This window comes from Acinetobacter sp. YH12241 (genome assembly GCF_013417535.1).
In the GTDB taxonomy this organism is placed as follows: domain Bacteria; phylum Pseudomonadota; class Gammaproteobacteria; order Pseudomonadales; family Moraxellaceae; genus Acinetobacter.
Genome location: NZ_VPDQ01000010.1, coordinates 88,950 through 109,234 on the forward strand (window position 1 = coordinate 88,950; position 20,285 = coordinate 109,234).

At 42.7% G+C, this 20,285-nt stretch carries 21 protein-coding genes; 11 read left to right on the forward strand and 10 right to left on the reverse strand.

Translation table 11 applies throughout. The features are described from left to right. Window positions 1-12: 12 nt before the first annotated feature. Genes FTV18_RS07985 through FTV18_RS07995 form a run of 3 tightly spaced genes read right to left on the reverse strand, consistent with a single transcriptional unit; the run spans window position 13 to window position 3,125 of the window. Complete coding sequence (locus FTV18_RS07985) at window positions 13-711, reverse strand: histidine phosphatase family protein (protein ID WP_034702771.1); 699 nt, start codon at window positions 709-711, stop codon at window positions 13-15. Continuing rightward, on the reverse strand, window positions 708-1,829 hold the full coding sequence (locus tag FTV18_RS07990; protein WP_180017418.1) for a phosphotransferase family protein: 1,122 nt from the start codon (window positions 1,827-1,829) through the stop codon (window positions 708-710). The genes FTV18_RS07985 and FTV18_RS07990 overlap by 4 nt, the downstream gene beginning before the upstream one ends. A 54-nt stretch (window positions 1,830-1,883) precedes the next feature. Beyond that, window positions 1,884-3,125 carry an acyl-CoA dehydrogenase family protein gene (locus tag FTV18_RS07995; protein ID WP_159122898.1) on the reverse strand — a complete coding sequence of 414 codons (1,242 nt, stop codon included), beginning with the start codon at window positions 3,123-3,125 and terminating at the stop codon, window positions 1,884-1,886. 94 nt (window positions 3,126-3,219) lie between these two features. Between FTV18_RS07995 and FTV18_RS08000 the strand changes: the two genes are divergently transcribed. Both FTV18_RS08000 and FTV18_RS08005 read left to right on the forward strand, forming a co-directional pair. Beyond that, window positions 3,220-4,137: a LysR family transcriptional regulator gene (locus FTV18_RS08000; RefSeq protein WP_180011020.1), complete on the forward strand. Its 918-nt coding sequence runs from the start codon at window positions 3,220-3,222 to the stop codon at window positions 4,135-4,137. Window positions 4,138-4,298: 161 nt separating this feature from the next. After that, window positions 4,299-4,916 (forward strand): thermonuclease family protein, encoded by a 618-nt coding sequence (locus FTV18_RS08005; RefSeq protein WP_180017420.1) that lies wholly within the window; start codon window positions 4,299-4,301, stop codon window positions 4,914-4,916. 81 nt (window positions 4,917-4,997) lie between these two features. Here the strand turns inward: FTV18_RS08005 and FTV18_RS08010 are convergent, their stop codons facing one another. The 3 genes from FTV18_RS08010 to FTV18_RS08020 are packed head-to-tail and all read right to left on the reverse strand — an operon-like array spanning window position 4,998 to window position 7,561. After that, a complete protein-coding gene (locus tag FTV18_RS08010) occupies window positions 4,998-5,105 on the reverse strand; it encodes a DUF2474 domain-containing protein (RefSeq protein ID WP_104426067.1) in 108 nt (35 codons plus the stop codon). A gap of 9 nt (window positions 5,106-5,114) precedes the next feature. Next, window positions 5,115-6,119 (reverse strand): cytochrome d ubiquinol oxidase subunit II, encoded by a 1,005-nt coding sequence (gene cydB / locus FTV18_RS08015; protein WP_180017422.1) that lies wholly within the window; start codon window positions 6,117-6,119, stop codon window positions 5,115-5,117. Further along, window positions 6,116-7,561 carry a cytochrome ubiquinol oxidase subunit I gene (locus FTV18_RS08020; protein WP_180017424.1) on the reverse strand — a complete coding sequence of 482 codons (1,446 nt, stop codon included), beginning with the start codon at window positions 7,559-7,561 and terminating at the stop codon, window positions 6,116-6,118. Before FTV18_RS08020 ends, cydB begins: the two co-directional genes overlap by 4 nt. Window positions 7,562-7,821: 260 nt before the next feature. Between FTV18_RS08020 and FTV18_RS08025 the strand changes: the two genes are divergently transcribed. The 4 genes from FTV18_RS08025 to FTV18_RS08040 all read left to right on the forward strand — a co-directional run bounded on the left by FTV18_RS08025 (window position 7,822) and on the right by FTV18_RS08040 (window position 10,143). Next, window positions 7,822-8,265 (forward strand): MarR family winged helix-turn-helix transcriptional regulator, encoded by a 444-nt coding sequence (locus FTV18_RS08025; RefSeq protein ID WP_180017426.1) that lies wholly within the window; start codon window positions 7,822-7,824, stop codon window positions 8,263-8,265. Then, window positions 8,262-9,461, forward strand: coding sequence for an MFS transporter (locus FTV18_RS08030; RefSeq protein WP_159122894.1), 1,200 nt, complete (start codon window positions 8,262-8,264; stop codon window positions 9,459-9,461). The genes FTV18_RS08025 and FTV18_RS08030 overlap by 4 nt, the downstream gene beginning before the upstream one ends. Before the next feature lie 149 nt (window positions 9,462-9,610). Next, window positions 9,611-9,817, forward strand: coding sequence for a helix-turn-helix transcriptional regulator (locus FTV18_RS08035; protein ID WP_034702754.1), 207 nt, complete (start codon window positions 9,611-9,613; stop codon window positions 9,815-9,817). Further along, complete coding sequence (locus tag FTV18_RS08040) at window positions 9,814-10,143, forward strand: hypothetical protein (RefSeq protein WP_052026307.1); 330 nt, start codon at window positions 9,814-9,816, stop codon at window positions 10,141-10,143. The genes FTV18_RS08035 and FTV18_RS08040 overlap by 4 nt, the downstream gene beginning before the upstream one ends. 45 nt (window positions 10,144-10,188) lie before the next feature. Here FTV18_RS08040 and FTV18_RS08045 read toward each other — a convergent pair whose 3' ends face one another. Beyond that, the gene (locus FTV18_RS08045) at window positions 10,189-11,169 is read right to left on the reverse strand and encodes a GlxA family transcriptional regulator (RefSeq protein WP_180017428.1); all 981 of its coding nucleotides are present in this window, start codon (window positions 11,167-11,169) and stop codon (window positions 10,189-10,191) included. 78 nt (window positions 11,170-11,247) lie between these two features. Between FTV18_RS08045 and FTV18_RS08050 the strand changes: the two genes are divergently transcribed. Further along, the gene (locus FTV18_RS08050) at window positions 11,248-13,071 is read left to right on the forward strand and encodes an acyl-CoA dehydrogenase (protein WP_180017460.1); all 1,824 of its coding nucleotides are present in this window, start codon (window positions 11,248-11,250) and stop codon (window positions 13,069-13,071) included. Between the two features lie 56 nt (window positions 13,072-13,127). Here FTV18_RS08050 and FTV18_RS08055 read toward each other — a convergent pair whose 3' ends face one another. Then, complete coding sequence (locus FTV18_RS08055; RefSeq protein WP_180017429.1) at window positions 13,128-14,342, reverse strand: alkane 1-monooxygenase; 1,215 nt, start codon at window positions 14,340-14,342, stop codon at window positions 13,128-13,130. Window positions 14,343-14,530: 188 nt separating this feature from the next. Between FTV18_RS08055 and FTV18_RS08060 the strand changes: the two genes are divergently transcribed. Continuing rightward, window positions 14,531-15,481 (forward strand): AraC family transcriptional regulator, encoded by a 951-nt coding sequence (locus FTV18_RS08060; RefSeq protein WP_180017431.1) that lies wholly within the window; start codon window positions 14,531-14,533, stop codon window positions 15,479-15,481. Here the strand turns inward: FTV18_RS08060 and lpxB are convergent. After that, window positions 15,470-16,642, reverse strand: coding sequence for a lipid-A-disaccharide synthase (gene lpxB, locus FTV18_RS08065; RefSeq protein ID WP_180017433.1), 1,173 nt, complete (start codon window positions 16,640-16,642; stop codon window positions 15,470-15,472). The two genes, FTV18_RS08060 and lpxB, sit on opposite strands and share 12 nt — an antisense overlap. A 408-nt stretch (window positions 16,643-17,050) precedes the next feature. Here lpxB and FTV18_RS08070 point away from each other — a divergent pair, with 408 nt between their 5' ends. The 3 genes from FTV18_RS08070 (at window position 17,051) to FTV18_RS08080 (ending at window position 19,749) form a co-directional block, all read left to right on the forward strand. Then, window positions 17,051-17,941: a sulfite exporter TauE/SafE family protein gene (locus FTV18_RS08070; protein ID WP_166138184.1), complete on the forward strand. Its 891-nt coding sequence runs from the start codon at window positions 17,051-17,053 to the stop codon at window positions 17,939-17,941. Between the two features lie 127 nt (window positions 17,942-18,068). After that, window positions 18,069-19,160, forward strand: coding sequence for a 3-deoxy-7-phosphoheptulonate synthase (locus FTV18_RS08075; protein ID WP_125278643.1), 1,092 nt, complete (start codon window positions 18,069-18,071; stop codon window positions 19,158-19,160). A gap of 64 nt (window positions 19,161-19,224) precedes the next feature. After that, window positions 19,225-19,749, forward strand: coding sequence for a protein tyrosine phosphatase family protein (locus tag FTV18_RS08080; protein WP_180017435.1), 525 nt, complete (start codon window positions 19,225-19,227; stop codon window positions 19,747-19,749). 2 nt (window positions 19,750-19,751) lie between these two features. On the opposite strand, the gene ispF is transcribed toward FTV18_RS08080, so the two are convergent. Next, entirely contained in the window at window positions 19,752-20,240 is a 489-nt protein-coding gene (gene ispF / locus FTV18_RS08085; RefSeq protein WP_034171374.1) for a 2-C-methyl-D-erythritol 2,4-cyclodiphosphate synthase, read from the reverse strand. Window positions 20,241-20,285 lie beyond the last annotated feature (45 nt).

Here is a 20,285-nt window from a genome sequence, read left to right on the forward strand (position 1 = left end):
CTTCAATAATTTTTAAATCCAGGTTAGCAGGTCTGGACGCTGTGCTTTAATAAAATGATGTTCATTCAAACTGAGTAGCTGGGGTTCATTTCCGACCAGACGCAATGTAGTAATGCTGGTATTGGTAATTGCCCAGTTTAAAGCGAAAGTTTTCTCCGGACTCAGACCCAGGATTTTGCCTACCGCCACAGAGATGACGCCACCTGAGGTATACACGATTGCATAGCGCGGTTTAGTTTGCGCAAGCTGATCACATAAGTTCTGCAAACCGGTTTCTACACGGCTTTTAAAATTGGGCCAGGATTCATCATATTCGTGGTGATAATCATCACAGGTCCATCGAGCAATCGCTCCACTAAAGATTTTGCTCAAATAGTCTCGCGGATTGGCATGTTCTGAGACATCCTGCTTCAGCAGTTCTGGCTGATTAAAACGCGGTTCATAACGGGCAAAGACCTGCTGATGATTAAACTCATTCCAGGCACTATCGGTCAAGATCTCGCTTTCAGGAAAACATTCATCTAAAGATAACTGTGCCGTCTGTTGATGACGTTGCATAGAACCAGCCACTACATACGGTGCTTCTTTCAGAATTTCATCAAAATAACGACCGAGCAATTTTGCCTGTAGTTCCCCATTTGGCGAAAGCTGATCATAACTGGCTGCCCCGAAAGATGCCTGTCCATGCCGGATCAAGTAAATGGTGGTCATTTTGGCATTAACTCTTTAAATTTCAGGATATATTTTTGTGCAATGTCATTGGCTTCAAGCTTTTGTAGACCAATCAGTTTTAAGGCACGAATATGCAAGGCATGAATGACTACCCAAAAATCCTTAAAGGCTGGATTGTTGGTTTGTTTGTGGTAATAACGATAATAGATCTGCTGAGCAATTACCGAGAGACGGAAAATCCCAAACACTTCATAGAATGTCCAGTTTTCCGGTTGCAGACCGGTTTTCTCCAGATAGTAATCCACCACTTCTTTACGGGTAAACATACCTTTTAAATTGGTGGGCTGACGACGTGTTGCTTTAAAAATGGCATTGTCCGTATCTTCTACCCAATAAGCCAAGGCAGAACCCAAGTCCATCAGCGGATCACCCAGGGTGGCCATTTCCCAGTCCAGCACCCCAATAACTTCAGTTGGATTTTCTGGATCCAAAATGACATTATCAAAACGCCAGTCATTGTGAATGACACAGGTTTTAGAATCAGATGGAATATTATCTTTCAGCCAGTTACGCACGTATTTAAAAGATGGAACATTTAATGTTTTGGCTTTTTCGTAACGTGCATCCCAGCCTTCTACCTGACGACGGCAATAGCCTTCACCTTTGCCTAACTTTTCCAGTTCTGTACCAGTGTAAGGAACTTGGTGTAGTTCGATCAGCTTATCAATCACATTAATACATAGAGTCTGGATATCTGGTTCAGTCAGTTGTAATTCAGGCGGCAGCTTGGCACGCGGAATAATACCTTCAATGCGTTTCATTACATAGAAGTCACAGCCAATGACTGATTCGTCCTGACAAAGTGCCACCATTTCAGGTACGACCGGATAATGGTCAGCCAAGGCTTTTTGTACATGATATTCACGTGCCATGTCATGCGCAGATTTGGCTTTAGTCCCTTGAGGCGGACGACGTAAAATTAAATCGGCATTGGCATATTGCAAACGATAAGTCCAGTTAGAAGCTCCACCTGAATATTGAGTAAGCTCTAAAGGACCTTCTACATTTGCTCCTTGTTGATTTAACCACTCTGTGATGGCCTGTACATCCAGTTCCTCACCTTCACGAACTGATCCACCTACATCAATGACCGCCATAATTTTTCCTTAAAATCTTCTAATACGTTTCAATGTTCTGTATATAAAGCCAGCTTATTTTTTACGACGTGTGCTATAACCGCGTTTTGCCAGTTCCAGTTTGGCAATCATGCCTTTATGCACTTCATCCGGGCCATCAGCCAGACGTAAGGCACGGGCTTGGGCAAAGAATCCGGTCAGCGGTGTGTCACGAGAAACACCCGCACCGCCGTGGATCTGAATTGCCATATCCACGACTTTTTCCAGCACACTTGGCGCAACGACTTTAATTGCAGAAATTTCAGTCAGTGCTGCCATATTCCCTAAAGTATCCATTTTATAGGCAGCATACAAGGTTAATAATCGAGCCTGATCAATGGCAACGCGAGCTTCTGCGACACGTTCCAGGTTACCACCCAGTTTTAAAATCTCTTTACCAAATGCGGTACGGCTCATACCTCGGTCAATCATCAACTCTAATGATTTTTCAGCAGCACCGATGCAACGCATACAATGGTGAATACGGCCTGGCCCTAAACGACCTTGGGCAATTTCAAAGCCTTGACCTGCACCGCCAATAAAATTCGAAACTGGAACACGAACATTATCAAAGCTGACTTCGCCGTGGCCATGTGGTGCATCATAGTCACCAAAGACTGGAAGCATCCGTTCGATTTTTACGCCTGCAGTATCGACTGGAACTAAAACCATGGAATGCTGATGATGACGGTCTTTGGATTCATCCGGTGTATGTGCCATAAAGATGATGATTTTGGCATTTGGATCACCCAAACCTGAAGACCACCATTTACGACCATTCAAAACAATTTCATCACCTTCAACTACCGCCGTCGCCTGCATATTGGTAGCATCACTTGAAGCCACTGCAGGCTCAGTCATACAGAACACTGAACGGATTTTCCCTTCCAGAAGTGGCATTAACCATTGCTGTTTTTGTTCTTCAGAACCATAGCGCCACAATACTTCCATATTGCCGCTATCTGGCGCATTACAGTTAAAAACGGTAGGTGCAATTAGACTTCGCCCAGAAAGTTCAGCGATATGCGCATATTCCTGAACGGATAATCCCTGACCTAATTCTGGACAAGGCAAAAACATATTCCAGAGACCTGCCGCTTTGGCTTTATCTTTCAATGTTTCAAGTTCTGCCGGCCATTGCCATTTGGTCCAGTCACCGCCTTGATTCAGTTCATGCACCTGATGCCAGAAATCAGCCTCGACAGGTTCAATTTCATCAGTAATAAACTTTTTTGTTCTATTTAAATAATCCTGTGCACGTGCTGACAGCTCAAACATTGCTTTATCCCTCTGAATATTCTAATTCATACGCTTTACAACACCTTAACCCAAAACTTATTATGAATAAAATGATTTAATTCCATATAGTAGTATGCATAGTATTCATTCAAAAACCGTGATGGATCTACGAAATTTTCATCGTATTGATATTAATCTTTATCCACTTTTTATTGCCATTTACGAACAAAACAGTATTTCTAAAGCTGCGCAAATTCTATCAATAAGCCAGTCAGCGGCCAGTCATGCTTTACAACGTTTAAGACAGCATTTACAGGATGATTTATTTGTGCGAACTGGTAGCAAGATGCAACCTACGCCGTTTGCGGATCAGATCTATCCTGAAATTAAAAATGCACTTTTTACGATTCAGAATATTTCGATGCAGCATCAGCAATTCAGACCGGAATCGATTCATAGCTTAAAAATTGCTGTACATGACGAAATTGAACCCATGATCTTTCCTAAACTGGTTCAACATTTCCAAAAAATTAACCTGGATCTTCAACTGAGTAGCATGAAACTCGACCGTAAAAATATTGCTGCAGATCTTGCCTCTCAACAGGTCGATTTTGTTATTGATCTGGAGCAAAGTATTAGTGAAAAAATTCAGTTTGAACGACTGGTACAGGATGAATTCGTGGTCTGTACACAACGAACAGAAATGAATGAACAGATTTATCTGGCCTCACCTCATATTGGCGTTTCCTCACGCCGTACGGGAGTTTTAGTTGAAGATATATATTTAAGTCGAAAACATTATTCCCGACAGATTTTTTTACGTTGTCAGCACTATTCCACAGCCCTGCAAATTCTGGAACAGCAAAAGACTGCCATGCTGACAATTCCTAAAAATGTTTTGACTCATCTACAGTTAGCAAACTGTCTGAATATTTTTGACGTTCCTGTACAACTTCCGAAAATTAATATGGGGATGTATTGGCATAGAGATTTGCAGGAGAATAAAAGGCATCAATTTTTGAGAAATGAAATTTATAAAATTTTTGCTTAGGCTATTTATGAGATAATTTAAACTTGCTTAGGCTATTTTTATTATCAGGTTTTAGGATTGAGATTGGCCTAATTTGATAGTGCTTAGGCTATTTTATCGGTACAAAACTAAACACTGATTGATGGCTTTTTAAGCCCTATGCGGAGTGGCTTTGATCTAAAATGGCTCAACTTTTAGCTGTGTTTATGCGGCTGTTTTTGCTGATTTGGATCTTGCCCTTGTTACATCTCTCCACCACCTGGCAAATTGTGCTGGGCTTCGCACTTCTGTGTTTTTCTTATTATTTGCTGCATAAAATTACGGTGTATTTAAAGGACCTATTTCGCCCCTTTAAGAAAGGTAAGAAATACTGGTGCCGGGTTATTGCTGTCAGTGATGGCGATACCCTCACCTGCTACCGTTTTAATATCCGTCGCTCTGAGACCAAACTGCGCTTTGCTTATGTCGATGCACCTGAATCTTCACAGGCTTATGGTAAGGAATCGCTACGCCTGGTTCAAAGTATGGTTAAAAATAAAATGATTCGTGTACAAATTACTGATATTGACCGATATGGTCGCTGTGTCGGTGTGGTCTATCGTTATCGCAAGAATATCAATGAAGAAATTGTGAAACGTGGTGCGGCATGGGTTTATGAGGAATATATCCGGGATAAAAACCATTTATGCTATATGATGGAACTACAGAATAAAGCCAAAAAGCAGAAAAAAGGGTTATGGAAAAATAGCCGCCCTGTCCGTCCAAGTGTGTATCGTAAACAGATCAAAGCCTCATCTTGATTTTAAAGATCTAAAATTTAGCTTATAAAAAAGGGATCTGTACTAACAAATCCCTTTTGCTTGTTCAGTTCATAGGATGACCTAATAGGCCAAATGCACCAGAAAGCGGAATGCCCCTGCAATAAGTGCCAGTGTCAAAAAACCTGCAAGCCATAAGCCTACAAACCATACTATCTGTTTGCGTGTCATACCTGCTCCTTAATGGTAACCATCATCACCAACACGCACCTTGTGTCGGAATACCCAATAGGACATGCAGGTATAAATCACGATAATCGGAATCAGGACTAAGGCTCCAATCAAAGCAAATAACTGACTATTTTCATGTGCCGCTGCCTGCCAGATCGTGACTGATGGCGGAATAATATATGGCCACAGACTAATCAGAAAACCGGTATATGCCAGGAATACCAGCACCAGCATATAGGAAAATGGACCTAGTTCACTGCGTCTTTTACAGGCGCGTAAGGCCAGCCAGGTAAACAATATGACCAAGATCGGTACGGGCATAAAGTAGGTAAATTGTGGCTGGCTGAACCAACGCTCCGCAATTTGCGGATGGGTCAACGGCGTATAAACACTAACAGCGCCTAAAATAATCAGTAAGGCAATAATCAGTTTCGGCATCAGTTTAAACATGCGATCCTGTAAATCATCACCGGTTTTATAAATGAGCCATCCACAGCCTAATGCTGCATATAGCACCACGACACTGACTCCGGTAAAGATACTGAATGGGCTAAGCCAGTCCAGACCACCGCCTACATAGACACCATTTCGTGTTTCAATCCCCTGAATATATGCACCCAGGATCATCCCTTGCAAGAAACTGGTAACGATCGATCCTCCAATAAAGGCTTTATCCCACCAGTGTTTGCTTTTATTCGCCTTAAAACGAAACTCAAAAGCGACACCACGAAAAATCAAGGCGATCACCATCAGGATAATGGGCATATATAGCGCTGAGAGTACCGTCGAATAAGCCAATGGAAAGGCAGCAAATAATCCGGCGCCCCCTAGAACCATCCAGGTTTCATTACCATCCCAGACCGGAGCGACCGTATTCATCATGACATCGCGTTCATCCTGATGCGGGAAGAATGGAAATAGAATGCCAATGCCCAGATCGAAACCATCCAGAATGGTATAGACCAGTACACCCAAGCCAATAATCGCAATCCAAATTAATGATAAATCAATCATTTTTTATCCTCCTGATCCGGATGTTCAGGAACCTCTTCAATACGTTCGCGAATACTGCTCAATGGTCGACGGGAAGCCTGAACCACATCGCTATCCGATTCATGGTGTGGTCTGGAATGAATAAATTCTGGACCTCTATGCATTAGGCGCATCATGTAGAAAATTCCCACGCCAAAAACAACGCAGTACACCACAACAAAGATAATCAGGGTCAAACCAACCTGTTCAGCAGACACTGGCGATAATGCATCCTTGGTCCGCATAATGCCGTAAACGACCCAAGGCTGACGGCCGACTTCTGTGGTAAACCATCCTGCCAGCATGGCAAGAAATCCGGATGGCCCCATGATGAGTGCAAAACGATGCAGACCACGTGACTCATAAAAACGTCCTCGGGTACGTGACCATAACCCCCATAATGCAAGCAGGAGCATCAACATACCCATCCCGACCATAATCCGGAAACTCCAGAACACGACCAGTGAATTGGGTCGATCTTCAGGCGCAAAATCTTTAAGCCCCGTGACTTTTCCATCCATAGAGTGCGTCAGAATCAGGCTACCCAATTTAGGAATACCAATGGCATATTTGGTTTCTTCAGCTTGCATGTCTGGAATCCCAAACAGGTATAAAGGCATTCCTTCATCATGATTGGTTTCCCAATGGCCTTCCATCGCGGCCAGTTTGGCTGGCTGATGTTCAAGCGTATTCAGACCATGCATATCCCCCACAAAAATCTGTAAAGGTGCAAGTGCCAGAATCAGCCACATGGCCATGGAAAATGAAGTTTTGACTAAAGGATCTCGACGGCCCTTGATCAGATGCCATGCCGCTGTTGAGGCTACAAGTAAGGCGGAGACCAGAAAGGCGGCCATTGCCATATGAGCCAAACGATAAGGAAAAGACGGGTTAAATACGATCGCTACCCAGTCTTGCGGGACGATCAGGCCATTTTCAATCGCAAAACCTTGAGGGGTCTGCATCCAGCTATTGGAAGATAAAATCCAGAACATGGAAATACAGGTGCCGATTGCCACCATTAAAGTGGAGAAAAAGTGCGCTCGTGGGCCAACCCGATCCCAGCCAAAGAGCATGATGCCCAGGAATCCGGCTTCTAAAAAGAACGCAGTTAAAACTTCATAAGCCAGCAAGGGTCCGGTCACACTTCCAGCGACCCGGGAAAACTCACTCCAGTTGGTTCCGAACTGATAGCTCATTACCACACCGGATACGACGCCCATACCAAATGCGACGGCGAAAATTTTGACCCAAAACTTGAACAGATCCTGAAAAATCGGATTTTTAGTCTTTAACCAGCGCCATTCCAGAATAGCCAAAAAACTTGCTAATCCGATTGAAATTGCAGGAAAGATAATATGAAAAGATACAGTAAAGGCGAACTGTATTCGTGCTAACTCTAATGCAGTTAAACCCAGAGTCATAAACTTCACCTATGCAGTGTTATTTGGCATATCTGCCCTTCAGTTATTAAGTGATGGATTTTTCTAGTGCTTAGGTAGCTTAGGCTGAATCATTCTTAAAAGTATGTAGTCTTTTGTTGATTGTTTTTTAATCAGGTTAAAGACTTGTAATAACTTAGTCAAAAAGACGTTAACCATGCAAAAATTTTCAAAATTTCCCTCTTGTCTAATTGAATAAAGAGGCGTAAATTAGGCACAATTTAGTTAGCCAGGTTAACTATATGTTTCAACCCTCTTCCAGATTTCGTTCACTGTTGCTGCGTTGCGCACGACTCATGAGTGATGAAATCAATACTATTTTGTTATCCTCCCAACTTAATTATTCCTTATGGCAAGTGCTCTATACCATTCAATCCCAACAGCAATGCACACTGGTTGATATTTCAAGCTATTTAAATGTTTCAAAACCAAGCATAACCAAACGTATCCAGCATTTAAGTGAACTCGACTTAATCTGCCAGATCGAAACCGAAGATAAACGTCAGAAATTATTCAAACTCAGCGAGCAAGGGATTAAAACCTTTAACCTGTGTTCTAAACAGATTGATGCTTTTGAAGATCACTTACTGCAACAGATTGATGCAGATGATCTGCAAAGCAGTAAAAACACTTTGGTACAGCTGATTCAGCAATTACATCCTTCATCTCAGGAAACACCACAATGAGCCAAGATCAAGCCCGCTTATGGACCTCTAATTTCGTCCTGGTCAGTCTGGTTAATTTCCAGCTCGTTCTGGTGTTTTACCTGCTGGTGATTGTGATTGTCGGTTTCTCGGTCGCTGAACTGGGAGCATCGACTGCACAAGCCGGTCTGGTATCCGGTCTGTTTATTGTCGGAACGCTAATTGGACGCTTATTTATTGGGAAATTGCTGAATCGTCTAGGACTAAAAAATACCCTGGTGATTGGCCTGACTGGCTTTTTGCTATTTTCCGGACTTTATATGATTCCGGCCAAACTAGAAGTGTTATTGGGTATTCGTCTGATACACGGCTTTATGATGGGTATGGCATCTACCGTACTCGGCACAGTAATTGCGCAAACCATTCCAGCAACACGACGTGGTGAAGGTATTGGTTATTTCAGTATGAGCAGTACGCTTGGTACAGCGATTGGTCCTTTTGTCGGGATCTGGCTGATGACGAATTTTAATTATCAGGTGATTTTTATCTTTACTACTATTGTTGCGCTCAGCTGCCTGATTTGCGGTCTGTTTATCCAGCCGCCGCGCCTTAAAGCGAGTGGTACATCGACTTCCTCTGTTCCACAATCTGCCAGTAAGCTCGCTCAGTATGTAGAGCCGAATGCCTTGCCGATTGCTATCATTGTCCTGCTGGTGGCTACCTGTTATTCAGGCGTATTGTCCTTTATCCACTTCTATGCCAAAGACATCAATCTGGTCGAAGCAGCCTCTTTCTTCTTCCTGATGTATGCTTTTGCCATTCTGCTGTCGCGTCCATTTACTGGCCCATTAATGGATCGTAAAGGTGAAAACATCATTATCTATCCTGCAATCGTGATTATGGCAGTAGGTATTCTAATGCTGAGTCAGGCACAAAACTCTGTGATGTTACTGGCGAGTGCCGCGTTATTAGGTTTTGGTTTTGGAAATATCCAGTCCGTGTGTCAAACTATTGCCGTGAAAAGTACCACCTTGCAACGGATGGGTCTGGCGACCTCGACTTTCTTTATTGCACTAGATGCCGGTCTTGGTTTCGGACCTTATTTCCTCGGTATGCTGCTGGATCAGGTGGGTTATCGTCAGCTTTATTTGTTTTCCGCAGTGCTTACCTTTAGTTGTCTGATCTGGTATTACCTGCTGCATGGCCGCAAGGTTAAATCGACCTCAGTCAAAGCATAAACCAGCTGATTCAAAAATTTTTAAACGGGCATTTAGCTCGTTTTTTATATCTCAATCTTTTAAATGACACTTATTTTTATCATTATAAAATATATAGTTTACATAATGTTAAATATATATTACATTTTGAATGATGTTGGAGTAAAGACATGTTAAAGAATGACATCATCGTGTTCCGTGCTAAAAAACGTTGGACACAACAACAGCTTGCTGATGCAGTGGCAGTCAGCCGCCAAACGATTGCCGCATTAGAAAAAGAGAAGTACAACCCTTCCTTGATTCTGGCATTCAAGTTAGCAAATGCACTTGAAACGACGATTGAGGAACTGTTTAGTTATGCCGAGGAAGTAACATGACACTATATTGGGTATTGATGGCTAGTATCTTAAGTATTGTGGTGGCTGTGATTTGCTGTGAAATATATAAAATACGCTTTGAATGCTCACAGGAAGCCAAAGACGAAAGAGGAACAATGATTTTATTAAAGCAGAAGTCATTATCCTATAACATTTTATTTTTGGGGATTAGTTCAGCCTTTTTGATCATCATCGGATTTGAAGGCTTCGGACTAAAATGGTTAGAACGTGAAGTTTTTATTTACTGGATTATGTTCACCGGCTTCCTGCAAAGCATCGCTTCAACCATTTATACGCATTATTTACGTAAAGACGTCTTTAGCTAATATGTATGCCAAGAGAGCTTTTCGAATCTCTCTTTTTGTCAAAATCTAGAAACGTCGACTAAAACGACGGCGATATTCTAAAGGTGTTAACCCTGTTTTCTTATAAAATAAACGCCGAAATGAACTTGGATCCTGATAGCCGACATTTTGCATAATCAGATCTATGGCCTGATCGGTTTCCTCAAGCCGTTTGCGTGCCGCTTCAATACGAATGGCTTGCAGATACTGATTCGGTGCAATATTTAGCGCCTGCTTAAAATGCCGGATTAAAGTACGAGTGGTGACATTAAAACGTTCTGCCAGCGCATTTAAAGTAAACTCTTCATGAAAATGCTGCTCTAACCAGTCCTGAACCTTTTGCACCAGTTCATCATGATGTGGTTGACCAATCTTCATTAAGGAATAAGACAATTGGCTATCGCGTCGATAATCAATCACAAAGGATTTGGCAGATTGCATGGCAACTTCAAAACCATAGAAACGTTCGATCAGATGCAAGCCTAGGTCAAACCAGGCCAAGCCTCCACCTGCACAGTAAATATTCTGATCCCGGCTAATCATCAGATCGGCATTGAGTTTGACCTGAGGATAACGTGCACGAAACATGTCCTGAAAACCCCAATGTGTGGTCGCTACACGATCATCTAAAATACCCGCTTCTGCCAGAAAGAAATTCCCGGTGCAATTTCCAGCGATTAAGATGGATTGTGCATGAGCGAAAGTTAAAAACTGAATCAGGCCTGGGTTTTCATCCAGTACCTCTTGAAGAGACGCGGCGATGGTCGGCACTACCAGAATATTTGCTGTTTGAATTTCTTGATATGAACAATGAGCTGGTAATTCCAGGCCGTTAATACAACGAATTGGTTGTCCATCTGGACTGGCGATCCTGACTTTAAACAGGCGTTGCACATTTTGCTGCTGAATCCGATTCCAGCTGACGCCAGCCATGGCGAATAAGTCGACGACACCTGTAATTGCTGAAGCCAAAGCACCATCAAAGCCTAAAATCACTACCTGTTGCATATTGTTCTATTTGTCGCTTTTCACCCGTTTCATGTCATTATTGACAATCCTCCTTGATAAATGCAACTGTTAGTCTTGATGCTATCTCAAGGATTGCACATTCAGGACTATACCGTGACTCAGCTAATTAATGATAAAGACCTCAATTTTCTGCTTTATGATGTTTTCAAACTCGAAGCCTTAACTGAACTGGAACGCTATCAGGATCATGACAAAAATACCTTTGATAGTATTCTGGAAACGGCAAAAGGCATCGCGACCGATTATTTTGCGCCGCATAATGCCAAGGCTGATCACCACGAACCGAGCTTTGATGGCAAACAGGTGAAGACCATTGATGAAGTAAAAATAGCATGGCAACAATTTGCTGATGCTGGTCTACTCTGCGCCCAGCATGATTACGCAGACGGCGGCATGCAATTGCCGACTTTGGTGAATATGGCCTGTAATGCCTATTTCATGTCGGCAAATCCTTCGACTGTTGCCTACTCTTTTCTGACAGCCGCTGCAGCAAATCTGATTCAAGCCTTTGCCTCTCCAGAACAAAAACAAATGTTCTTGCCGCATATGCTAAGTGGCCGCTTTGCTGGAACTATGGCGATGACCGAGCCGAATGTGGGTTCCTCTTTGGGAGATCTGACCACTAAAGCGATTCCTCAGTCAGATGGAAGCTACAAAATTAAAGGCCAGAAAATGTTTATTTCTGGTGGTGATCAGGACATTACTGAAAATATTGTGCATCTGGTTCTGGCTCGTATCCAAGACGCTCCGCAAGGGGTAAAAGGTATTTCCCTATTCATCGTGCCGAAATTCAAAACCAATACAGATGGAACTGTAGGTGAATCCAATGATGTCCATCTGGCTGGCCTGCTACACAAAATGGGCTATCGCGGCACAACTTCAACAGTTCTAAGCTTTGGGGAAAACGATCGTTGCTTAGGCTATTTAATTGGTGAAGTGGGACAAGGTTTAAAATATATGTTCAAGATGATGAATGAAGCGCGCGTCGGTGTCGGTCTAGGGGCAGCCATGATCGGTTATCGTGGTTATCTGGAGTCTCTGGACTATGCCAAGAACCGTCCTCAAGGTCGTCTGGTTCACGAAAAGACACCTGATGCCAAGCCCGTGAATATCATTGAGCATACTGATGTCAAACGCATGTTATTGGCACAAAAATCTTATGTTGAAGGTGCTTTAGCGCTGTGCTTATTTGCAGCTCGTTTAATTGATGAACATCAGGCTGCACAAGATGAAGAGAGTGCCATTTTGCTGGATCTCATTACACCAGTGGTCAAGTCCTTCCCTTCTGCCTATGGTCCTAAAGCCAATGATCTAGCGATTCAGGTCTTGGGTGGTGCGGGCTATACGCGTGAATATCCGGTTGAGCAATGCTATCGGGATAACCGCCTTAATCCGATTCATGAAGGCACTTATGGGATTCAGTCTCTGGATCTACTAGGTCGTAAACTCTGGCAGCACAATGGCAAAGGCCTGACCCTGCTCATGCAACGCATCCAGAAAACCTTGTCTGAAATTCAGGATGGCAAGTTAACAGAACTGGCAGATGTCTATAAACAGCATCTTGTCACTGTGCAAAAAACCACACAGGTTTTAGGTCAGGCTCTGCATCAAGACAAAGTTAGTGAAGCTTTGGCCAATTCTGGGCTATATCTGGATATGATGGGCAAAACTATTATCGCGTGGTTGTGGCTGGAAATGGCCAATCAGGCTCAACTTAAATTTGGCACATCTTCTCAACAGGAAGATCAAGCCTTTCTGGCCGGTAAAATTCAGGCAGCTCAATATTTTATTCATTGGGAACTGCCTGAAATTGAACATCAGGCCAAATTACTGATGAACTTCGATGACACCTGTTTGAAGATGCAGAGTGATTGGTTCTAAATAAAACTCAATAAAAAATGCGCCTCGAATGGCGCATTTTTTATTTGTTTACATCATCAAGCCGCAGTGTCTTTTAGACCAAATTTCTTAAGCAGCTTGGCACGTTTCGAAGGCAGAATATTCGCTTTAGTCAGATCGCCTTGATAATGCTGATACACACGTTGATCCATCATCTTGTACCACAATGGTGGAATCAGTGCCGGAATCAGCATGGTGGCATAACCACTTGGTAATTCTGGTGCTTCATCAAAATGTCGCAATGCCTGAAATGGTCGGCTTGGATAGGCATGATGATCCGAATGGCGTTGTAACTGGTACAGGAACAGGTTGGTCACGATGTTGTTATTGTTCCAGCTATGTTCGGGCAAGGTTCGCTCATAGGTACCATCTGCTTTTTGCCCGCGTTTTAATCCATAGTGTTCGATATAATTCACGATTTCAAACAGGCTGATGCCATAGAGGGCCTGGGTCAGCGTATAAGGAATAATTTTCTTGCCATACGTTTTCAGCATCAAGGCATGATAGCCCGCACTCATCGCCCAGCCATGAAACAGCTCATTTTCCTGACTAAAGAATTTTAAGCCTTTACGTTCCAAACGTCTTTTTTCTATCTCAATTGCTGATTTCAAGCCACCCAATACAGTACGTGGCCAGAAACGGTAGAAGGATTCACCCATTTTCGAAGATGCCGGGTCTTCTGGCGTCGCCACCCGTTTATGATGTCCATAAGGATGCTCAATCCGGAAATGGTTATAAGCCAGTGGCATCAGACTGGCATGTGACCAGTAGTGATCTTTTTTCTGAGGGCGATGGCTCAGCTCATGTGCAGTATTCACGCCGATTCCATTAATCGCCCCCATAGATATGCCAAGTAGAACCTGATCGACCAGAGAAACATTAGGACGGGATACGACATAGCCTGCAAAAGCATTGGCAGCCATTTGCAATGGGATAAACATCTTCACGATCCGATCATAATAAGGATCTTTGACCAATGCCTGAATCTGCTCATCATTTGGATTATTGGCATCATCACCAATTAAAGCATCTAATGTTGGGATAATCACATGTAATAATAAAGGCCCACCCATCGCAAAGACTTTTTTAGTGGCTTTGGGACCAAAATGATAGCCAGCCAGAATTCCCATACCGATCACAGGCAAACCAGGACTGAGTAGCCAGCCAAAACGTTTTTTATCCAGTTGTAAACCTTTCAGTGCTGACGCATCCTGCGTGAACTGAGCTTTGCTAATTTGTGCAGGGGCATTCATTGCGACCCTCCTTTTTTATGTTACTCTGCACATATAGTTGAATATTTCAGCATTAGCGAACAGTATTGAACGTCCAGAAAAACTATGTCAGCGTCTTTGGCGCAATAGGCCAAATCTTGGCCTTAAATCACAAGACTGGGCTATTTAAATTTAATTAAATGAATTAAAACAAAAGAACAGAGTCAGGCATGGATGCTTTAAGTAAAATTTTTGATGATATTCATCTGGAAAAATCAGAATATCTCTACCTCAATGTGTTTCATCCAGGCGGGTTTGATTATCAGTATGAACCGTCCATGCTGGCTTATGTGTTATTACAAGGTCAAGCTCAATTAATATTTAAAGATGGCGATCTGCTTGAGCTGCAACAAGGTGATCTTGTGTTATTGCCTGCTGGTTCTGCCCATCGGATTTCTAGTCCCGGCAATGCGGATTTTTCTGAACATCATTCGATTAATTCTTATTTTCAGACTCATGCACAGCAATGTGTGGATCTCAACATCACCCATTCAGCAGAACGCAGTTTTATCCTGGCGATTCGTTCCAATCTGGATATCCAGATGGCGAAACCGCTACTGAGTGCTTTACCTAAATTTCTGCACATTCAGCATATTCTGGGAGATACAGCACCAGAGTGGTTACAGGTTGGTTTGCAATTTCTGGCGCTGGAAACCCAGCAACTTCGTCCGGGACGGGACAAGATTCTGGATCATCTGGTCAGTATTTTACTGATTGAATGCGTGCGAGATTATATTTTGAATCTGGAAAATGCTTCGAGCTGGCTGAATGCTCTTTCGCATCCTGAACTATCTAATGCCTTGGCAGCAATTCATGGCAAACCAGAACAGCCTTGGACCGTAGAAAGCCTGGCTGAACAATGCCATATGTCGCGTTCCAAATTTGCCCAGCTGTTTACCCAGATTGTTGGTGAGCCACCATTGGCTTATCTGCAACAGCATCGACTTCGCCTGGCAGCACAATATCTCAGAAATAGCGGATTTAGCATTCAGCAGATCGCCTATCTGGTGGGCTATTCTTCGGAAACGGCGTTTAGTCAAAGCTTTAAAAAACAGTTTGAACAAACCCCGACCCAATATCGTATTGCCTGTCAGAAAAGCAAGACGCCTTTATTGGACTAAGTCTAGTACCGCTTTGACAGGATCTTCACTGTTGCCGGAAAGCAGCTGCTTGTGCATAGTGAGATGCTGCATCACTTGAATTTGAGCTGCTTCAATATCCATCAATTTTTCAATTTCAGCAGCCAGATTTTCAGGCGTTGCTTCAGACTGAATCAATTCCTGAATGACTTTTTTGCCAGCAATGATATTTGGCAATGAGAAATAAGGAATTTTGACCAGCAATTTGGCAATCTGATAAGTCAGCCAGTGCAATTTATAAAAGGTCACCATCGGACGATGCAATAACATGGCTTCCAGTGTCGCAGTGCCTGAAGCTAACGCAATGATATTAGATGCATTCATCACCTGACGGCCAATTTTTGACTCACTACTGGTATTTTCCATCAGGCGGATATGTGCTTTTAAACTGTCCGGATATTGTGCCAGCAAGTTTTCAATCTGCTGTTTACGCATCTCATTAATGGCGGGAATCAGAAACGTATAATCCGGATATTTCTGATGCAGAATTTTGGCTGCATCCAGTACCAATGGTCCTAAGCGTTCAATTTCACCACGGCGGCTACCTGGCAGCAGTGCAATATATTTTTGTGCAGGATCTAAGCCCAGTTCTGCCTGCGCTTCAGCCAGATTATTGTTGAGGGGTAACTGACTTGCCAATGGATGACCGACAAAAGCAGCCGGAACATCCCATTTTTTGAAAAATGCTTTTTCAAATGGAAACAGGCACAGTACCAGATTAATGCTGGCCTTGATGCCATGCACACGTCCCTGACGCCATGCCCAGACCGAAGGGCTGACATATTGCACGGTCTTAATCGGTAACTGTTTTTGCTTCAGGGTCTTGGAAAGTCGCAAATTAAAATCAGGCGCATCAATTCCAATGAAAACATCGACGGGATCTTTCATCCAGGTCTCGACCAGACCATCACGAACCGCGAACAGTTTTTTAATATCTTTCAGGACTTCAACAATGCCCATGACTGAGAGAATATCCATTGGATAGTAGCTCTTGAAGCCTTCAGCCAGCATTTGCGGCCCACCAATCCCTTCAAATTCTGCATCAATACCCTGCTCTCGAAAACTACGGATGAGCTTCGCACCAAGCGTATCTCCCGATACCTCTCCCACCACGATTCCGATTTTAAGCTTCCGATTTTGCAAGTGTATTCCCTCAAATGAGACAAATTAATTCCGTTCAGATTCTATCATAAAGCATGATTTGAGCATGCCTAAGTGTTGAACTCACAAATCTTGGCTACCTCAAATAATTAAACTACTGGAATCTGGACAATGCGCGCGCCTTAGCCCAGCTTAAAAATTAAAATAAATTTAAAGCGGCTGATCTTTAAACAAATAAATAAAAAGGCATTTTGCAGAAGCTTTATCAATTTTCATACTTAGCAATAGAAAGGTATGCTAGATGATTCAAATTAAAATATAAATCAGGATGAATTACTTTAAATTTTATAGTCTTTATCTCTTTTTAGAATAAGCAAATCAATAATCAAGACAACGACTTATATTTAAAAGTCATAAGATATGCTCGTTTTTTGATTTTGGCATATATGCATGTTTGGTCCGATTGAATTTATTTTAGCAGGTGTATTGGTTGGTTTCTGTGTTGGGATTACCGGTGTCGGTGGCGGTTCGTTGATGACCCCAATCCTGATTACACTGCTTCGGGTTGAACCGCATATCGCGATTGGTACAGACCTTCTTTATGCCGCAATTTCTAAATTCTGTGGTTCACTGGTTCATGCCAAGAAAATGAATATTGTCTGGCCTATTGTGATCTGGCTGGCGATCGGCAGTATCCCTGCCTCATTTGTGACCCACTGGGTACTAGAGAATTACCTCAGTCAATCGACACATTATAAAGCAACGCTGACCATGGTATTGGGCTTTATGCTGACCCTTACTGGTGCATCTATTGTATTCCGCAATTCTATTGAAAAGTTCTTTAATAAATACCGCAAACAAGAACTACCTGACATGACTCAGGATTTAGACAAAGTTGACTTTAAATCTGGCAATAAACGTGTCTTGATCGTGATCATGGGGATTGTACTGGGCGTGTTTGTGACCCTGTCATCTGTCGGTGCCGGTGCTTTCGGTATTATGGCCTTGATCCTCATGTTCCCGAATCTACCCATGATCCGTATTATCGGTTCGGATGTGGTACATGCCGTACTTCTAACTTTAGTCGCAGGTCTGGGCCATATGAGCGCAGGTAATGTAGACTTTACTTTATTAGGCTGGTTACTTTGCGGTTCTATTCCAGCGATTGTGATTGGTACGTTGATCAGTTCACGTATGCCAGAGAAAATTATCCGTAAAATTCTTGGGATTACCCTGTTCTGTCTTGGCGTGAATTTCATTGTGAATCCAGTCAAGTCAAAACCGGTACAATCCGCCCAACCTGAATTGATAACAACAGCAGAAAAAGCTCCTGCTGTTTAAACTAAATCATGGATTCATCACTTTTTTTTCAAAGAAGTATTCATCTTTTTTATAACAAAGTGACGCATCATTCATGTTATATTCAGGCTATTAAACAACCTTTTGTATGATCAAACCAGTGACGGCAATGAATACACTACAGTCAAAACCTATTTCAGCATCAGATATTGATGACGTGAATATCCAAAGCATGATTCCTTTGGTAACACCTGCTCAGTTGAAAGCAGAGTTACCTTTGACTGAAACTGCTTATCAAACCGTACTGCATGGTCGTGAAACGATTCGTAATATCCTAGATGGCAAGGATAAGCGTATTTTTGTAGTAATTGGTCCATGTTCAATTCATGATCCAGCGGCTGCGCATGAATATGCTGAACGTTTAAAAGCTTTAAGCGAAAAAGTAAAAGATAGCCTGTATATCGTAATGCGTGTTTATTTTGAAAAACCGCGTACAACTGTAGGCTGGAAAGGTCTGATCAATGACCCTGATATGAATGACTCTTTCAATATTGAGAAAGGTCTGCGTATCGGTCGTAAACTGTTACTGGAGCTGAATGAACTTGGCCTGCCATGTGCAACAGAAGCACTGGATCCAAACTCTCCACAGTACTATCAGGATTTAATTTCATGGTCAGCGATCGGTGCACGTACTACCGAGAGCCAAACTCACCGTGAAATGTCTTCTGGCCTGTCTTCACCAGTCGGCTTCAAAAATGGTACAGACGGTGGCTTAACTGTTGCGACCAATGCAATGCAATCTGTTAAACATGGTCACAGCTTCCTGGGTCTAAATGACCAAGGTCAGGTTGCGGTGATTCGTACTTCAGGGAATCCATATGCACACGTGGTTCTACGTGGTGGTAATGGCAAACCTAACTACGATGCAGGTTCAGTTGCAGATGCTGAGGCAGCTCTTGCGAAAGCCAAAGTCAGCGGCAAGATCATGATTGATGCCAGCCACGCAAACTCAAATAAAGACCCGTACTTACAACCGCTTGTCTTAAAAAATATTACTGAACAAATTCTTGATGGAAACAAGTCAATTGTTGGTATTATGGTAGAAAGTCACCTGAAAGGTGGCCGTCAGGATATTCCTGCCAATCTTTGTGATCTGGAATATGGAAAATCAGTGACTGATGGCTGTATCGATTGGGAGACCACAGAAAAAGTGTTGCTTGACATGCATGAGGCATTGAAGGACGTTTTACCTAATCGTTAAACGAACTGACAAACGCCATCGACAAGATGGCGTTTTCATTTCTGAACAAGGAAAATTTTATCTGATGAATGAAATTGAAACTGCATTAAGTCAAATTGAAAATTTTCAGTTCATCCATGACCATCTGTTCAGCTCTGGTCAGCCGACAACTGAACAACTGAGGTTGATTAAAGAATACGGCGTATCCACCGTAATCAATGTGGCATTAACAGATAGCGATCATCATCTGTTACATGAAGATAAAATTTGTCTTGATCTTGGCCTGAACTATATCCAGTTGCCGATCTCCTGGGAAACCCCTTCGGATAGCCAATGCCTGCTGGTACTGGATCTGATTGATCATCTGGTCAAAGAACAAATGGTCTGGGTACATTGTACACAGAATTATCATGTCAGCTGCCTGATGTATTTATATCGTCAATACTATATGAATATGGACATGCCGACCGCACAGGAATATCTGCATCAGCTCTGGGAACCGAATGAAACCTGGACCGGTTTAATTCATGCGGTTGCCCTACAGCTGCAAGGCCGTAAAGCAACACAGGAACTGGAATTATCCCTGATTCATCCCAATAACTTCGGTTGATGTTATTTGTAATGACTGATCAGAACAGTTGCCATAGACAGAATACCTTCCTGACGACCAGTAAATCCTAATTTTTCAGTGGTTGTGGCTTTAATACTGATTTGAGTCACATCCACATCCAGTACATCGGCAATGCTCTGACGCATTTCCAGGTTATGTTTAGCCAGCTTTGGACGTTCACAAGCTACAGTGATGTCAGCATTATTTAGGCGATAACCACGATCCAGTATCAGCTGATAGACATGCTTTAATAAAACCTTGCTGTCTGCACCTTTAAACTGCGGATCGGTATCTGGAAAATGCTGGCCAATATCGCCTAGCGCCAAGGCACCTAGCAAAGCATCACAAAGTGCATGTAAAACCACATCACCATCAGAGTGTGCTTTCAAGCCATGCGTATGTGGAATCTGAATACCTGCCAGAGTGACAAAATCACCTTCTTCAAATGCATGTACATCCAGTCCCTGACCAATACGAATTTGTGCAATCACTTTTATATCCTTTAGAAATAACTGATTGAAATCTTGTACACGACG

Excerpts from the sequence above, each read along its gene's own strand:
- FTV18_RS07985 (WP_034702771.1), bottom strand. The coding sequence starts at position 711 with ATGACCACCATTTACTTGATCCGGCATGGACAGGCATCTTTCGGGGCA.
- FTV18_RS07990 (WP_180017418.1), bottom strand. The coding sequence starts at position 1,829 with ATGGCGGTCATTGATGTAGGTGGATCAGTTCGTGAAGGTGAGGAACTG.
- FTV18_RS07995 (WP_159122898.1), bottom strand. The coding sequence starts at position 3,125 with ATGTTTGAGCTGTCAGCACGTGCACAGGATTATTTAAATAGAACAAAA.
- FTV18_RS08000 (WP_180011020.1), top strand. The coding sequence starts at position 3,220 with ATGCATAGTATTCATTCAAAAACCGTGATGGATCTACGAAATTTTCAT.
- FTV18_RS08005 (WP_180017420.1), top strand. The coding sequence starts at position 4,299 with ATGGCTCAACTTTTAGCTGTGTTTATGCGGCTGTTTTTGCTGATTTGG.
- FTV18_RS08010 (WP_104426067.1), bottom strand. The coding sequence starts at position 5,105 with ATGACACGCAAACAGATAGTATGGTTTGTAGGCTTATGGCTTGCAGGT.
- cydB (WP_180017422.1), bottom strand. The coding sequence starts at position 6,119 with ATGATTGATTTATCATTAATTTGGATTGCGATTATTGGCTTGGGTGTA.
- FTV18_RS08020 (WP_180017424.1), bottom strand. The coding sequence starts at position 7,561 with ATGACTCTGGGTTTAACTGCATTAGAGTTAGCACGAATACAGTTCGCC.
- FTV18_RS08025 (WP_180017426.1), top strand. The coding sequence starts at position 7,822 with ATGTTTCAACCCTCTTCCAGATTTCGTTCACTGTTGCTGCGTTGCGCA.
- FTV18_RS08030 (WP_159122894.1), top strand. The coding sequence starts at position 8,262 with ATGAGCCAAGATCAAGCCCGCTTATGGACCTCTAATTTCGTCCTGGTC.
- FTV18_RS08035 (WP_034702754.1), top strand. The coding sequence starts at position 9,611 with ATGTTAAAGAATGACATCATCGTGTTCCGTGCTAAAAAACGTTGGACA.
- FTV18_RS08040 (WP_052026307.1), top strand. The coding sequence starts at position 9,814 with ATGACACTATATTGGGTATTGATGGCTAGTATCTTAAGTATTGTGGTG.
- FTV18_RS08045 (WP_180017428.1), bottom strand. The coding sequence starts at position 11,169 with ATGCAACAGGTAGTGATTTTAGGCTTTGATGGTGCTTTGGCTTCAGCA.
- FTV18_RS08050 (WP_180017460.1), top strand. The coding sequence starts at position 11,248 with ATGCTATCTCAAGGATTGCACATTCAGGACTATACCGTGACTCAGCTA.
- FTV18_RS08055 (WP_180017429.1), bottom strand. The coding sequence starts at position 14,342 with ATGAATGCCCCTGCACAAATTAGCAAAGCTCAGTTCACGCAGGATGCG.
- FTV18_RS08060 (WP_180017431.1), top strand. The coding sequence starts at position 14,531 with ATGGATGCTTTAAGTAAAATTTTTGATGATATTCATCTGGAAAAATCA.
- FTV18_RS08070 (WP_166138184.1), top strand. The coding sequence starts at position 17,051 with ATGTTTGGTCCGATTGAATTTATTTTAGCAGGTGTATTGGTTGGTTTC.
- FTV18_RS08075 (WP_125278643.1), top strand. The coding sequence starts at position 18,069 with ATGAATACACTACAGTCAAAACCTATTTCAGCATCAGATATTGATGAC.
- FTV18_RS08080 (WP_180017435.1), top strand. The coding sequence starts at position 19,225 with ATGAATGAAATTGAAACTGCATTAAGTCAAATTGAAAATTTTCAGTTC.